We start from the raw sequence: 12,866 nt of genomic DNA on the forward strand, positions 1-12,866 counted from the left end.
TTAAAGAAGGGGATCGAGGAGGAAAGGCTTATCGACGGTACCGGGCTGTTTCGTCGGCTTGGAGATATCACCGCCCTTCGAGGCGTTCGCGCTCGGAGGATCGAGATCACCTTTGCGGCCGCATCCGGCAACGGCAAGGCCGATGACGGCAAAAACCACCGTAAGGCGGATGAAATGCGGCAAGCTCGTCTGCATAGAGATCCTCATATCGGCACTGGCTGGCATCTTCATAGCGAAGTTTATCAGCCTTGTGCACCCTGATTGTTGAAGCTTCGTGCTGTGCGCATTCCGGACGAACCGTTTTCCGCTCCGCCGGGAAATGCGTTAGTTACGGGTGCGCCAATAGGCGATCTGCTTCCTCACTTCGGACGGTGCCGTACCTCCGAAGCTTTTGCGGCTGGCGACCGAAGCTTCGACCGTCAGCACGTCGTAGACCTTGTCGGTGATGGCGGGATTGATCGCCTGCAGATCGGCGAGCGGAAGCTCCGAGAGATCGCAGCCCTTGCTTTCGGCAAGTGCGACGGCACGGCCGGTGACATGGTGGGCGTCACGGAAAGGAAGGCCCGCTTCGCGCACCAGCCAGTCGGCCAGATCCGTCGCGGTCGAATAACCGGCTCCGGCAGCCGCTTTCATTCTGATCGTATTGATCGTCATGTCACGCACCATGCCGGTCATGGCGGCGATCGCCAGTTCCAGGCTCTCGGCAGCGTCGAAGACCTGTTCCTTGTCTTCCTGCATGTCCTTGGAATAGGCAAGCGGCAGGCCCTTCATGATCGTCAGCAGAGCGATCAGCGAGCCGTTGATGCGACCGGTCTTGGCGCGCACCAGCTCGGCCGCATCCGGGTTCTTTTTCTGCGGCATAATGGAGGAGCCGGTCGAAAAGGCATCGGAAAGGCGCACGAAGCCGAATTGCGGCGTCGACCAGATGACGATTTCCTCGGCAAGGCGCGACAGATGCACGGCGCAGATAGCGGCAATTGCCAGGAATTCGATGGCGAAGTCACGATCGGAGACCGTATCGATCGAGTTGCGGGTCGGTTCGCGGAAGCCGAGGGCCTTGGCCGTCATGTGGCGGTCGATCGCGTAGCCGGTGCCGGCAAGTGCCGCCGCACCGATCGGGCTCTCATCCAGATGTTCGATCGCGTGGCGAACGCGGGAGCGGTCGCGGCCGAACATTTCCACATAGGCCATGCAGTGATGGCCGAAGGTGACCGGCTGGGCTGTCTGCAAATGCGTGAAGCCAGGCATGACGCTGTCTGCATGTTCCTCGGCGCGATCGAGGAAGGCTGCGATCAAATCGGTCAGCATGGCCTCGGTTTTTTGCAATTCTTCCTTCACCCAGAGGCGAAAGTCGAGCGCCACCTGGTCATTGCGCGAACGGGCCGTGTGAAGGCGGCCGGCCGCTGGGCCGATCAGGGTCGCAAGCCGGGCCTCGACGTTCATGTGAATGTCTTCGAGCTGACGCGAAAATTCGAAATTGCCGCTTTCGATTTCTGACAGGATCGTGTTTAGCCCGTGAACGATCTTGTCCTTATCGTCGGCGGAAATAATGCCCTGATGGGCGAGCATCGTGGCGTGGGCGATCGATCCGCGGATATCCTGGGCAAACAGCTTCTTGTCGAAACCGATCGAGGCATTTATCTCCTCCATGATCGCATCGGGGCCGGAGGCGAAACGTCCGCCCCACATCTGGTTGGAGGATTTGGTGTCCGTGTTGTCCTCGGCCATGGAAGATGCCCGTCCTGGAGAATGAAATGACGACGAAAAAACCCTTCGGCCTGCCGTCCGTGAAACTGATCGCAATCGCTGCCGTTGCTGGCATCGTTGCCGGTGCGGCAGCGGTATACGTGAAGGAGGCGGGCATTGGCAATGGTATCGGCGATACGGCCTCGGCCGAATGCCCGCTGACGAAGGAACATGCTGCCAACCTGACGCCGCTCATGAAGGGTCAGGTCGCCGCGATGGTCGCCGCCAACCAGCCGAAAAAACTCGAGACGGTGGCCTTCAACGGTCCCGATGGCAAGCCGATGACGCTCGATCATTTCTCGGGCAAGACCGTGCTTCTCAATCTCTGGGCCACATGGTGCGTGCCCTGTCGCGAGGAGATGCCGGCGCTGAATGCGCTTGAGAAGGAAATGGGCAGCGACAAGTTCCAGGTCGTGCCCGTCAATATCGACACCGGTGACGATGAAAAGCCGAAGGCGTTTCTCAGCGAAATCGGTGTGGATGCTTTGCAGCTCTACCGTGACAATACGATCGGTGTTTTCAATAGCCTGAAAAAGGAAGGACTTGCCTTCGGTCTTCCGGTCACGCTGCTGCTCGATGACAAGGGTTGCCTGATCTCGGCGATGAATGGACCGGCCGCCTGGGACAGCGAAGACGCCAAGGCACTGATCAAGGGCGCAGTCGGATCATAAATGATCGTCAGGGATCGCCGGCGCCGCGAATGAAGAAGACGCCGGCAAGCCCGATGAGGACGCAGCACTGCAGCAGAAACATCGGCAATTCGCTCGACATGATATTTCCTTCCGTTCACGGCAAGGAAAGCATTTCGCGGGCGCTTGTTCCATTCGCCCGTTCGGGCGATGGCCCGGCTTAGCGGGTCGGAACAGGTGTCTCGCCGCGATAGTCGTAGAAGCCGCGGCCGGATTTGCGGCCGAGCCAGCCGGCTTCGACATATTTCACCAGCAGCGGGCAAGGGCGGTATTTGCTGTCGGCGAGGCCGTCATGCAGAACCTGCATGATCGACAGGCAGGTATCGAGGCCAATAAAATCGGCAAGCTGCAGCGGCCCCATCGGATGGTTGGCGCCGAGCTTCATGGCGGTGTCGATGGCATCGACCGTGCCGACGCCTTCGTACAGCGTATAGATCGCTTCGTTGATCATCGGCAGCAGGATGCGGTTGACGATGAAGGCTGGGAAATCTTCAGCCACCGTCACCGTCTTTTCCAGCGATGCGACGAATTCCCTGGCGGCAGAGAAAGTCGCTTCCTCGGTCGCAATGCCGCGCACCAGCTCCACGAGCTTCATGACCGGAACCGGGTTCATGAAGTGGATGCCCATGAAGCGCTCGGGGCGGTCCGTTGCGGCCGCAAGACGCGTGATCGACAACGAGGAGGTGTTGGTGGCAAGGATCGCTTCCGGCTTCAATACCGGACAGACCTGCGCGTAAATCCTGCGCTTGACGCTTTCATCCTCGGTCGCCGCCTCGATCAGAAGATCGGAGGGGGCAAGATCGTTGACATCGGCTGAGCCGGTGATGCGCGCAAGCGCTGCGCTGCGCTCTTCATCGGTCATCTTGCCGTTCGTCACCTGACGGGCAAAATTGCCGTTGATGGTGGCAAGGCCGGATTCGATACGATCCTGTGACAGATCGTAGATGTGAACCTTGTATCCTGCGGCGGCCGAAACATGCGCGATGCCGCAGCCCATCTGGCCCGCACCGATGATACCAATATTCTTCAACACCGCACTCATCTCCAACCCCCGCCCGGCATACACCTCCGCGCTGCCGGTATTCTTATATGAAATTGCCGGACGAAAGATCGCCCGGCAAAAGTAGTAGACCGATAGAAGACAATTTTCCAGTCATTCGCAAGTGCGAAAAGAAGGCAATCTGCCCGATCAGAGGGCTTTTTCGAGTTCCGGCAGGACGTCGAAGAGATCGGCGACAAGTCCATAGTCGGCAATCTGGAAGATCGGAGCTTCCTCGTCCTTGTTGATCGCGACGATGACCTTGGAGTCCTTCATGCCGGCGAGATGCTGGATTGCACCGGAGATGCCGCAGGCGATGTAGAGCTGCGGGGCAACGACCTTGCCGGTCTGGCCGACCTGCCAGTCGTTAGGAGCGTAACCGGCATCGACGGCGGCACGCGAGGCGCCGACGGCTGCACCGAGCTTGTCGGCGACCGGCAGAATGACTTCCTTGAACTTTTCCGCCGAACCGAGCGCACGACCGCCGGAAATGATGATCTTGGCGGAGGTCAGTTCCGGACGCTCGGATGCCGACAGCGCGTCGGATACGAAGTTCGAAAGGCCCGGATCGGAAACGGCCGGGATTGCATCGACGGCAGCCGAACCGCCCTCGCCAGCAGAGGCGAAGGAGGCGGTACGTACTGTGATGACCTTCTTGGTGTCGGTCGCCTGCACCGTCTGGATCGCATTGCCGGCATAGATCGGACGCTTGAATGTATCGGCCGAGACAACCTCGATGATTTCGGAGATCTGGGCGACATCGAGGAGAGCGGCGACGCGCGGCATGACATTCTTGCCGGTCGAGGTCGCAGCGGCGATGATCGTGTCATAGCTGCCGGCCAGCGAAATGATCAGGTCGGCGAGCGGCTCGGCGAGGTTGTTGGCGAGTTCGTCGCTTTCGGCGAGCAATACTTTGGAAACGCCGGAAAGCTTCGCAGCCGCGTCCGCAGCTGTCTTCGCGCCTTTGCCGGCAACAAGAATGTGAACATCTCCGCCGATCTGTGCGGCGGCCGTCAGGGCCTTGGCGGTCTGGTCGGAAAGGGTTGCGTTGTCGTGGTCAGCCAGAAGAAGAATGGCCATGGTCGTAATTCCTTTCTCGAACCTTAGAGGACGCCGGCTTCGTTCTTGAGCTTGTCGACAAGCTCGGCGACCGACTTCACCTTCACGCCCGCCTTGCGCCCGGACGGTTCTTCCGTCTTCAGCACCTTAAGGCGCGGCGCAGTGGAAACGCCGAAATCGGCAGGGGTCTTCTTGTCGAGCGGCTTCTTCTTCGCCTTCATGATGTTCGGCAGCGTGGCGTAGCGCGGCTCGTTCAAACGCAGGTCGGTCGTGACGACGGCTGGAAGCTTGACCTTGATCGTCTGCAGGCCGCCGTCGATCTCGCGGGTGACAGTGGCGCTGTCGCCCTCGATCGCGATCTTGGAGGCAAAGGTCGCCTGTGCGGAGCCGAGGAGGGCTGCCAGCATCTGGCCGGTCTGATTGGAATCGTCATCGATCGCCTGCTTGCCGACGATAACAAGGCCCGGCTTTTCGGCGTCTGCAATACCCTTGAGGATCTTTGCCACAGTGAGCGGCTCGACGGCGTCATCAGTCTCGACGAGAATGGCGCGGTCGGCGCCCATGGCGAGCGCGGTGCGTAAAGTTTCCTCTGCCTTGGCCGGGCCGATCGAGACGACGACCACTTCCTCGGCCTTGCCGGCTTCCTTCAGGCGAAGGGCTTCCTCGACCGAAATCTCGTCGAACGGGTTCATCGACATCTTGACGTTGGCAAGGTCGACGCCCGAGCCATCCGGCTTGACGCGGATCTTCACGTTGTAATCGACAACGCGCTTCACTGGGACGAGAATTTTCATGGGGTCCTTCCTTCGAACAGAGATGGGCCTTCAACAGAGACGTCTGGGAAAATGCGCGCTCGGGCGCCGCTCCGATTGTCGAATGGCGACATGGATACGCGTTTTTCCTCCAAATACAACGCTTCCGTGACGCAGCCGGTCGATTTGAACGGCAATATATTAACGTTTACGTTCACGTCAATATCAAAGCTTATCTCGACCCCAGGGCAGGCGCGGCGGCACAGGCATGCCCGAGGCGGTGACACGAATGGGAGTTGGCCGATCCTTGACGGCGCGCGGCATGACGATCTGCCGGTCGAATAGCGGCACGCCCGGCCGGCGCAGGATGAGAACGAGCAGGGTACCCGCGATGATTCCGCCGACATGTGCGCCCCACGAGACGTTACCATCAGGATCGACCAATAGCATGAAAAACTGCTGACCGACCCAGAGCAGGAGCGGGATGAAGGCCGGCAGCGGTAATGGCACGCGGAAGAAGACCAGCACCCAGACCCGCACGCGCGGATGCAGCATCAGATAGGCCGCCACCACGCCGGAAATCGCGCCCGATGCACCGACGAGGGGCGCTTCCGACGTCGTCGACAGCAGGCCGTGGCAAAGGGCACCGGCGGCAGCGCAGGCGAGGTAGAAGATGAGGAAACGCAAATGTCCCATTGCATCCTCGACATTATCGCCGAAGACCCAGAGGAAGATCATGTTGCCGGCAAGATGCCAGAAGCTCGTATGGATGAAGGAATAGGTGATGTAGGTAGCGGCTTCCGGCACCATCTCCAGTCCCGGCGCCAGCATGGCATGGCCGAAGATGATAGCCGGGATATAGCCGAGGCCGACGGTTGCCGCCTGTGCGACTTGCTCGCTTTCGACTGCCGTGAAGATCCAGGCGGCTATATTTACCGCCATCAGGCCGAGCGTGATCCACTGAACCCTAATGTGTTTCAGCGTATTGGCATCGTGTAGCGGTATGAACATGAAGGCCTGCCCCGGGCGATCGTGACGGCTGCGAACCTACCTGTTTTTCCCGGGAACCCAAAGCACATCTGCCTTGCCACCATTATTTGCATGACGGGCAGCAACGAATAGGAAATCGGAAAGGCGGTTCACATACTGGAGGGCCGCGGCACTCACCATTTCTCCGTCGCTTCTGGCGAGCGCCACCATCAGCCGTTCGGCCCGGCGCGCGATCGTGCGGGCGAGGTGCAGGTGGACGGCCGCAGCGCTGCCGCCAGGCAAAACGAACGATTTCAGTGGCTGCAGTTCCGCATTCAGCCGGTCGATATCCTGCTCCAGCCGTGTGACTTGGCTTTTGACGATGCGCAGCGGTTCGTAGGCCGGCGGCTCAGCTGTTTCAGGCGTGGCGAGATCGGCGCCGAGATCGAAGAGGTCGTTCTGGATCAGCGCCAGCATGGCGTCGAGTTCGGGCAGGTCTGCCGTATGCAGCCTTGCGACGCCGATTGCCGAATTGGTTTCGTCGATGGTTCCGTAGGCCTCGACGCGCAGGTCGTGTTTGGCGCGGCGCGGACCGGAGACCAGCGCGGTCGTGCCGTCGTCGCCGGTTCTGGTGTAGATTTTGTTGAGTTTTACCATCGCCGGCTCGCAGATCAGCTCGGGCGTCCGCCGCCGGTCAGCCAGAGCGTCAGCATAATGAGGATGACGGCGATCGCCTGCAGCAGCACGCGCAGCTGCATCAGTTTGTTGGAAAGATTCGCATCGCCACCCTTCATCATGTTGAACAGGCCGCGGATCAGCACGAGGGCGACGAGGCCCATGACGATGATCGCGATGACGTAGGTGACTGTGGACATGGCAGTCTCTTTTCTTTTTCAGTCCGTCCAGCGCATCAGGCGGTAGAAGAGATTGGCCGGAAGCAGTCTCTTCAACAATATGCCCTGTTTAGCCGGAGTGGTTACGGGATAATGTGGCTTCGGATTTCTCGAGTTCAATGCATGCGTCAATACCGCATAGACCGCCTCGGGGCCAAGCTTGTGGCGGTTGACCGGGCCTGAGCCTTCAAGGCGGGCAAGCTGCCGGCGGTACTCGACCGCGTGCGGCGAGTTTTCGAGGTCGATATGCTCCTTGAACTTCGTCAGGGCGTTGGCCGTAAAGCGCGTGGCGATCGGCCCCGGTTCGATCAGGCTCACATGAATGCCGCTTCCCTGCAGCTCCATGCGCAGGGTGATGCTCAGGCCTTCGAGCGCGAATTTCGAGGCGGTATAGGCGCCGCGATAGCGGTAGGGCACGAGGCCCAGGATTGAGGAACATTGCACGATGCGGCCTTGGCCGCGCTGGCGCATGAAGGGAATGACCTGCCGCGTCACTTCGTGCCAGCCGAAGAAGTTTGCTTCGAACTGATCGCGCAATGCCTGTGTCGGGAGATCCTCAACCGCGCCCGGCTGTCCATAGGCGCCATTGTTGAACAGCGCATCGATCCTGTCGCCGCTGCGCTCGCAGACTGCCGCCACGAGTGCCGAAATCGTTTCGGGCTGAGTGTAGTCCATCAGAAAGGCTTCGATGCCGTCCGCTTCGAGGGCCTGCCGATCCTCCACCTTGCGTACCGTGGCGAAAGCACGCCAACCATCCGCTTTCAGGGCGCGCACGCAATAGGCGCCGATGCCGGAAGAGCATCCGGTCACGACGATGGTGCGCTGATCGGCCATTCGATGATTCCTGTACAAAATGGGACTCGTTTCCCATATTCGCGAAAAGGATACAATTGGGAAGCCGAATGCCTAAATTCCTGCGCACGCTCTATGATGTGGTCTACGACGCCATCTGCCACCTCATCGAGGACGACGGCTTCGCCATGGCGAGCCATGTGGCGCTTTCCACCCTGCTTGCAGTCTTTCCCTTCCTGATCTTCGGCACTGCGCTTGCCAATTTTCTTGGCGCCGACCAATTTTCCACCACGGCCATCCATCTGATCTTCGATACATGGCCGGAAGCCATCGCCAAGCCGCTGGCCGACCAGGTGGTGCAGGTGTTGACGATTCCTCGCGGCGGGCTGCTGACCATCTCTGTGCTTGCGGCTGCCTATTTCGCCTCGAACGGTGTCGAGGCGCTCAGAATCTCGCTCAATCGCGCCTATCGTGTGCAGGAAACCCGGCCCTGGTATCTCACGCGTCTTGCGAGCCTCGGCTATGTCCTCATCGCTGTGATCATCTTTGCAGCCATCAGCATTCTGCTTGTCGCAGTTCCCGTGGGTCTTGATTATGCACGCGACTGGCTGCTGCATAACGAAACGCTCGAATGGCTTCCCGTCACCATTCGTCAATGGTTGCCCGTTATCGTCGACATACTCGAAATTGTTTTCAGCTGGCGCATTTATGGCACGCTCGTCATGCTGACGATTGCCCTGCTTGTCGTCCATCTCTGGTTGCCCTCCGGCAAGCGTCACGTTTTCGACGTCGTTCCGGGCGTGTTTCTGACCTTGGTAGCCTGGCTCATCGGCGCGCTGATTTTTGCCTATTATCTTGCGACCTTCGCCAATTACACGGCTACGTATGCCGGGCTGGCGTCCGTCATGATCGTGCTGATCTTTCTCTACATGGTGGGCGTCATCTTCATCGTCGGCGCGGAGATCAATGCAGCGCTCATGAAGTTCCGGGTGCTGCGCAATTTCTCGCGAACTTTCTCGGTGGTCGGACGTGACCACGCTGCTGGTTCAAAGTCCGACAAGACGGCGAATATCGGCAGCTGACAGCCCTTTGGCACGCAGTTCCGCAAGGCCGGTATCGCCCTCACTCTTTGAAAGCTTGCGGCCGTCTGCATCCACGACGAGGCGATGATGGTGGTAGACGGGCTGCGGCAGGTTGAGCAGGTTCTGCAGCAGCCTGTGCACCGAGGTGGCGTGGAAGAGGTCGAGGCCGCGCACGACATGGGTCACGCCCTGCAGCGCATCGTCGATGACGACGGAGAGATGGTAGCTCGAAGGGGCATCCGAGCGTGAGAGAACAACGTCGCCCCAAGCGGCGGGCTCGGCCAGGATTTCGCCCTTTCGTTTGTCGCCGGTCTCCATCCAGAACAGCGGTTCGCCGATCACATCCAATGCGCTGTTCATGTCGAGCCGCCATGCATGTTTGAGACCGGAGACCAGCATCGCATCGCGTTCTTCCTCGCTGCGGTCACGGTCGTCGGCTGGGTAGTGCGGCGTGCCGTCTGGATCGCGCGGCCAGGTTTCGTCCATTCTCTCATAGGCGGCGACGCGTGTTTTGACTTCACCGCGCGTCAGGAAGGAAGGATAAACCAGTCCGCGTTCGATCAGTGAATGAAGGGCCGCCTGATATTCGGAAAAATGTTCCTGCTGGCGACGGACCGGCTGTTCCCACTCAATGCCAAGCCATTCGAGATCGGTGTAGATGCCGGATTCGAATTCGGGTGTACAACGCGTCAGATCGATGTCTTCGATACGCAGCAGCAGCCGGCCGTCTGCGGCCTTGGCCATGTCATCGTTCAGGAAAGCCGACAGCGCGTGACCGAGATGCAGCGGCCCATTGGGGCTCGGGGCGAAACGGAAGACGGGTTTTTGACGCGGAGTCGTGATCATGCTTTCTTTTGGCATGGATTTGAAGCGATCGCGAGGCAAGGTGCGGGTCATCGTCAATGAAAAGGATATTGAAGAGGGGCTTGCCGCTCTTGTTGCTCTCGATCCACGGCTCGTAGCGATTGCCAGGGAAGCCGGTCCTGTTCCGCTCAGGCTGCGCGAGCCGGGCTTTGCCGGCCTTGCCCATATCATCGTTTCGCAGATGGTATCTCGCGCCAGCGCCGAGGCGATCTGGCGGCGGATGCAGCCGGCGAGCGGACTGCTGAGCGCGGAGACGTATCTCCTGTTTCATCCGGAGGCCTGGCGCGAATTCGGGCTTTCCCGTGCCAAGGCCGACGCGCTGACGCGGATTGCGCAAGCCGTCGCTTCCGGGCGAATCGATCTGCAAGGGCTGGTTCAAAAGCCACCTGCCGAAGCACTCGCAGAACTGACTGCGCAGAAGGGAATCGGGCCGTGGACGGCAGAAGTCTATTTGATGTTCTGCGGCGGGCATGCGGATGTTTTTCCAGCGGGTGACGTGGCGCTTCAGGCGGCGGTCGCTGCGGCATTCGGTCTCGCTGAACGCCCGCAAGCCAAGGTACTTGCAGGGCTTGCGGAAATCTGGTCGCCCTGGCGCTCAGTCGCAGCCCGGCTCTTCTGGGCTTATTACGCCGCAAAAATGCGTCGTGACGTGCTGCCGGTCGGCTAACGGATGCCGTCCCTCAATTTGCCTTTATCCCCTGAATTTATTGGACTTCACAATCCTGTAACAACCGGCCTAATATACAAGTGCAGATGCCGAATCGATCCAGGAGGGCTCCTTGACGATTGCAGTCTCACCACAGGCCCTGCCAGCGCTCGTCCTGAACGCTGACTACCGGCCACTGAGTTATTACCCCTTGTCGCTCTGGTCCTGGCAGGACGCGATCAAGGCGGTATTTCTCGACCGTGTGAACATTATCGCGGAATACGAGCACGAGGTTTCCTCACCGAGCTTCTCGATGCGGCTACCGAGCGTCGTGTGCTTGAAAACTTACGTTCAACCGTCACGCAATCCCGCCTTCACCCGCTTCAATGTCTTCCTGCGCGACCGGTTCGAGTGCCAGTATTGCGGCGCTCATGACGATTTGACTTTCGACCACGTCATTCCACGTGCCCATGGCGGCGAGACGACCTGGGAGAATGTCGTGGCGGCCTGTTCGCCCTGCAATCTGCGTAAGGGCAGCAAGCTTCCGAAGCAGGCAAGCATGTTCCCGGCGCAGAAGCCGTACCAGCCGACCGTGCAGGATCTGCACAATAACGGTCGGCTCTTCCCGCCGAACTATCTGCATGACAGCTGGCTCGACTACCTCTACTGGGATACCGAGCTGCAGCCCTGATCGAATTGACTACGCAGTCTTCTTCACGCTCCAGAAGGCGAAGGCTGCGAGGATGAGGCTTGCGATCACATTCCAGCCCGCAAAGGACAGGCCGAGAACGCGCAGTGCTGCGTCCGTGCAGGACGGGCCTTTGATCGTGTTCAGTTCGCCCAGGAGATCGCCGGCATTGGTGGTCATGCTGCTTGCGGTCGTCGAGCAGGTGGCTGGGCCTGGCCAGAAGTGCCACTCCACGCCTGCGTGATAGACGCCCATGCCGGCGCCCACGAGCATCAGGATACCGACCGCAAGAATGATGGCGCGCGTCATCCAGTTCGGCAGGCCGAGGAGAGCGGCAACCGCGCCAACGATCGCGATCGGAATGCCATAGTAGTAGGGCTGGCGCTGCAGCAGGCAGAGCGCACAGGGAATATAGCCGCCGATATACTGGAAGCCGAGAGCCGTGCCGACGACCACTGCCATGGCAATGGCGAGCAGCAGCGAGAGGACGAAGGCCGGGCGGACAAGCGGCGAGGTGGTGGCATTCATGGCGGAACTCCGCGAAGTTGGCTCAGTGGGCAAGCAGTTTATATGCGATTCCGAGAGTGACGAGTACCGCGGCGCCAATACCTACAATCTGACCCAGGCGTTTCTCAATGAAATGGCGAATTGGCTCGCCATATCGGCGCAAAAGCCAAGCCAGTAGCAAAAACCGAGCGCCGCGAGCTATAATCGCGGAAATAATGAAGAAGCCAAGATTCATGCCTATGACGCCAGACATGATCGTCACAACCTTGATCGGCGGGAAATGTGCTAGGCCAGAAGTCACCAGCAACAGGAGCAAGATTTCCCATTCGTCGTGAATTGAGCTTCTCCATTGCTCAAAATCATCAAACTTGCCGTAGAATTCTAACACGGGTCGGGCAATCGCATCATAGGCGTAATGGCCGAGCGCCCAGCCGGCGATGCCGCCGAGCACCGAAGCGACGGTGGCGATGATCGCGTAGCGATAGGAGCGTTCGGGCTTGGCGAGCGCCATCGGCAGGAAGAGCACGTCAGCGGGGACCAGAAAGACGGAGCTTTCGACGAAGGCGATGACGGCGAGCCAGACTTCGGCCGATTTCTTCGAGGCCAGAGACATGGTCCAGTCGTAAAGTCTGCGGAGCATCCGGTTCCCTTCCTTGTTGCATCGCACAAAGCATTAGGGGGCGATCATGGTGCTGTAAATGCTCGGTCTACGGCTTCCGGGCATTCCCGCTGAAAATTTTCGTGATCTGATGCAGGCACTCCCTCCCAAGATCTTGCGGGATGGCAAAGACGCCAAACTACGTCAGGCTGGGTTGCGTTCGACGAATCCGGGCATGTCATGAAATTCAGGGTCATAGAGGGCGGGCTGAGTTCCGCAGGGGAGCGAAATAGGCAAGCGAGCGGTCGTGGGCCGGAGCGCGAGGATATCAGGCGCGAGGCGGCTCGTCGTTTGAGCGCCAGCGGCTATCACCGTTCCCGCATCATGGAAGCAGCCGGCGTGCCGATGCCGCCGGCGTTCCAATATTTCGCCATGCAGATCGATTTCGCTGCAGATGCCATCTGCCGGCTCGATCCCATCCCGGCCGATTTTCGTTCTGATCTTTACTGGCCGAAGCTGGATGACGCTGCGACGGCGTGATC

Annotated in this window: 17 protein-coding genes; 5 read left to right on the forward strand and 12 right to left on the reverse strand. The window is 59.7% G+C overall.

All coding sequences use genetic code 11. The annotated features are described in order from the left end of the window. Positions 1-195: a lipoprotein gene (locus FHT78_RS26930; protein ID WP_183749609.1), complete on the reverse strand. Its 195-nt coding sequence runs from the start codon at positions 193-195 to the stop codon at positions 1-3. A 129-nt stretch (positions 196-324) separates the two neighbouring features. Then, positions 325-1,728 (reverse strand): argininosuccinate lyase, encoded by a 1,404-nt coding sequence (gene argH / locus FHT78_RS26935; RefSeq protein WP_183749610.1) that lies wholly within the window; start codon positions 1,726-1,728, stop codon positions 325-327. A 26-nt stretch (positions 1,729-1,754) separates the two neighbouring features. On the opposite strand from argH, the gene FHT78_RS26940 reads away from it, so the two are divergent. Then, entirely contained in the window at positions 1,755-2,417 is a 663-nt protein-coding gene (locus tag FHT78_RS26940) for a TlpA disulfide reductase family protein (protein ID WP_183749611.1), read from the forward strand. Between the two features lie 178 nt (positions 2,418-2,595). Here FHT78_RS26940 and FHT78_RS26945 read toward each other — a convergent pair whose 3' ends face one another. From FHT78_RS26945 to FHT78_RS26975, 7 genes are all read right to left on the reverse strand, one after another. Beyond that, positions 2,596-3,477 (reverse strand): 3-hydroxybutyryl-CoA dehydrogenase, encoded by an 882-nt coding sequence (locus tag FHT78_RS26945; RefSeq protein ID WP_183749612.1) that lies wholly within the window; start codon positions 3,475-3,477, stop codon positions 2,596-2,598. 147 nt (positions 3,478-3,624) lie between these two features. Continuing rightward, a complete protein-coding gene (locus FHT78_RS26950) occupies positions 3,625-4,554 on the reverse strand; it encodes an electron transfer flavoprotein subunit alpha/FixB family protein (protein WP_183749613.1) in 930 nt (309 codons plus the stop codon). A gap of 23 nt (positions 4,555-4,577) precedes the next feature. Continuing rightward, positions 4,578-5,327 (reverse strand): electron transfer flavoprotein subunit beta/FixA family protein, encoded by a 750-nt coding sequence (locus tag FHT78_RS26955; protein ID WP_183749614.1) that lies wholly within the window; start codon positions 5,325-5,327, stop codon positions 4,578-4,580. 183 nt (positions 5,328-5,510) lie between these two features. Then, positions 5,511-6,296, reverse strand: coding sequence for a rhomboid family intramembrane serine protease (locus FHT78_RS26960; RefSeq protein WP_183749615.1), 786 nt, complete (start codon positions 6,294-6,296; stop codon positions 5,511-5,513). A 36-nt stretch (positions 6,297-6,332) separates the two neighbouring features. Then, positions 6,333-6,911, reverse strand: a complete 579-nt coding sequence (locus FHT78_RS26965; RefSeq protein ID WP_183749616.1) for a cob(I)yrinic acid a,c-diamide adenosyltransferase — start codon at positions 6,909-6,911, stop codon at positions 6,333-6,335. 14 nt (positions 6,912-6,925) lie between these two features. Next, the gene (locus tag FHT78_RS26970) at positions 6,926-7,129 is read right to left on the reverse strand and encodes a twin transmembrane helix small protein (RefSeq protein ID WP_007825545.1); all 204 of its coding nucleotides are present in this window, start codon (positions 7,127-7,129) and stop codon (positions 6,926-6,928) included. An 18-nt stretch (positions 7,130-7,147) separates the two neighbouring features. Next, positions 7,148-7,981, reverse strand: a complete 834-nt coding sequence (locus FHT78_RS26975; RefSeq protein ID WP_183749617.1) for an SDR family oxidoreductase — start codon at positions 7,979-7,981, stop codon at positions 7,148-7,150. A gap of 68 nt (positions 7,982-8,049) precedes the next feature. Between FHT78_RS26975 and FHT78_RS26980 the strand changes: the two genes are divergently transcribed. Then, positions 8,050-9,021 (forward strand): YihY/virulence factor BrkB family protein, encoded by a 972-nt coding sequence (locus FHT78_RS26980; protein WP_183749618.1) that lies wholly within the window; start codon positions 8,050-8,052, stop codon positions 9,019-9,021. Here the strand turns inward: FHT78_RS26980 and gluQRS are convergent. Beyond that, positions 8,986-9,867 (reverse strand): tRNA glutamyl-Q(34) synthetase GluQRS, encoded by an 882-nt coding sequence (gene gluQRS, locus FHT78_RS26985; RefSeq protein WP_183749619.1) that lies wholly within the window; start codon positions 9,865-9,867, stop codon positions 8,986-8,988. The two genes, FHT78_RS26980 and gluQRS, sit on opposite strands and share 36 nt — an antisense overlap. On the opposite strand from gluQRS, the gene FHT78_RS26990 reads away from it, so the two are divergent. Then, positions 9,866-10,552 (forward strand): DNA-3-methyladenine glycosylase 2 family protein, encoded by a 687-nt coding sequence (locus FHT78_RS26990; protein ID WP_183749620.1) that lies wholly within the window; start codon positions 9,866-9,868, stop codon positions 10,550-10,552. The two genes, gluQRS and FHT78_RS26990, sit on opposite strands and share 2 nt — an antisense overlap. 112 nt (positions 10,553-10,664) lie before the next feature. Further along, on the forward strand, positions 10,665-11,222 hold the full coding sequence (locus FHT78_RS26995) for an HNH endonuclease (RefSeq protein ID WP_007825539.1): 558 nt from the start codon (positions 10,665-10,667) through the stop codon (positions 11,220-11,222). Between the two features lie 9 nt (positions 11,223-11,231). Here the strand turns inward: FHT78_RS26995 and FHT78_RS27000 are convergent, their stop codons facing one another. Both FHT78_RS27000 and FHT78_RS27005 read right to left on the reverse strand, forming a co-directional pair. Then, positions 11,232-11,747 (reverse strand): disulfide bond formation protein B, encoded by a 516-nt coding sequence (locus tag FHT78_RS27000; RefSeq protein ID WP_183749621.1) that lies wholly within the window; start codon positions 11,745-11,747, stop codon positions 11,232-11,234. Positions 11,748-11,769: 22 nt separating this feature from the next. After that, the gene (locus tag FHT78_RS27005) at positions 11,770-12,366 is read right to left on the reverse strand and encodes a YqaA family protein (RefSeq protein ID WP_183749622.1); all 597 of its coding nucleotides are present in this window, start codon (positions 12,364-12,366) and stop codon (positions 11,770-11,772) included. 198 nt (positions 12,367-12,564) lie between these two features. On the opposite strand from FHT78_RS27005, the gene FHT78_RS27010 reads away from it, so the two are divergent. After that, complete coding sequence (locus FHT78_RS27010; RefSeq protein ID WP_183749623.1) at positions 12,565-12,864, forward strand: hypothetical protein; 300 nt, start codon at positions 12,565-12,567, stop codon at positions 12,862-12,864. Positions 12,865-12,866 lie beyond the last annotated feature (2 nt).

Origin of the sequence: Rhizobium sp. BK196, assembly GCF_014193255.1 — a bacterium.
Classification (GTDB): Bacteria; Pseudomonadota; Alphaproteobacteria; order Rhizobiales; family Rhizobiaceae; genus Rhizobium.

Excerpts from the sequence above, each read along its gene's own strand:
- FHT78_RS26975 (WP_183749617.1), bottom strand. The coding sequence starts at position 7,981 with ATGGCCGATCAGCGCACCATCGTCGTGACCGGATGCTCTTCCGGCATC.
- FHT78_RS26965 (WP_183749616.1), bottom strand. The coding sequence starts at position 6,911 with ATGGTAAAACTCAACAAAATCTACACCAGAACCGGCGACGACGGCACG.
- FHT78_RS26980 (WP_183749618.1), top strand. The coding sequence starts at position 8,050 with ATGCCTAAATTCCTGCGCACGCTCTATGATGTGGTCTACGACGCCATC.
- FHT78_RS26940 (WP_183749611.1), top strand. The coding sequence starts at position 1,755 with ATGACGACGAAAAAACCCTTCGGCCTGCCGTCCGTGAAACTGATCGCA.
- FHT78_RS26930 (WP_183749609.1), bottom strand. The coding sequence starts at position 195 with ATGCAGACGAGCTTGCCGCATTTCATCCGCCTTACGGTGGTTTTTGCC.
- FHT78_RS27000 (WP_183749621.1), bottom strand. The coding sequence starts at position 11,747 with ATGAATGCCACCACCTCGCCGCTTGTCCGCCCGGCCTTCGTCCTCTCG.
- argH (WP_183749610.1), bottom strand. The coding sequence starts at position 1,728 with ATGGCCGAGGACAACACGGACACCAAATCCTCCAACCAGATGTGGGGC.
- gluQRS (WP_183749619.1), bottom strand. The coding sequence starts at position 9,867 with ATGATCACGACTCCGCGTCAAAAACCCGTCTTCCGTTTCGCCCCGAGC.
- FHT78_RS26955 (WP_183749614.1), bottom strand. The coding sequence starts at position 5,327 with ATGAAAATTCTCGTCCCAGTGAAGCGCGTTGTCGATTACAACGTGAAG.
- FHT78_RS27010 (WP_183749623.1), top strand. The coding sequence starts at position 12,565 with ATGAAATTCAGGGTCATAGAGGGCGGGCTGAGTTCCGCAGGGGAGCGA.
- FHT78_RS26950 (WP_183749613.1), bottom strand. The coding sequence starts at position 4,554 with ATGGCCATTCTTCTTCTGGCTGACCACGACAACGCAACCCTTTCCGAC.
- FHT78_RS26945 (WP_183749612.1), bottom strand. The coding sequence starts at position 3,477 with ATGAGTGCGGTGTTGAAGAATATTGGTATCATCGGTGCGGGCCAGATG.
- FHT78_RS27005 (WP_183749622.1), bottom strand. The coding sequence starts at position 12,366 with ATGCTCCGCAGACTTTACGACTGGACCATGTCTCTGGCCTCGAAGAAA.
- FHT78_RS26960 (WP_183749615.1), bottom strand. The coding sequence starts at position 6,296 with ATGTTCATACCGCTACACGATGCCAATACGCTGAAACACATTAGGGTT.
- FHT78_RS26970 (WP_007825545.1), bottom strand. The coding sequence starts at position 7,129 with ATGTCCACAGTCACCTACGTCATCGCGATCATCGTCATGGGCCTCGTC.
- FHT78_RS26990 (WP_183749620.1), top strand. The coding sequence starts at position 9,866 with ATGCTTTCTTTTGGCATGGATTTGAAGCGATCGCGAGGCAAGGTGCGG.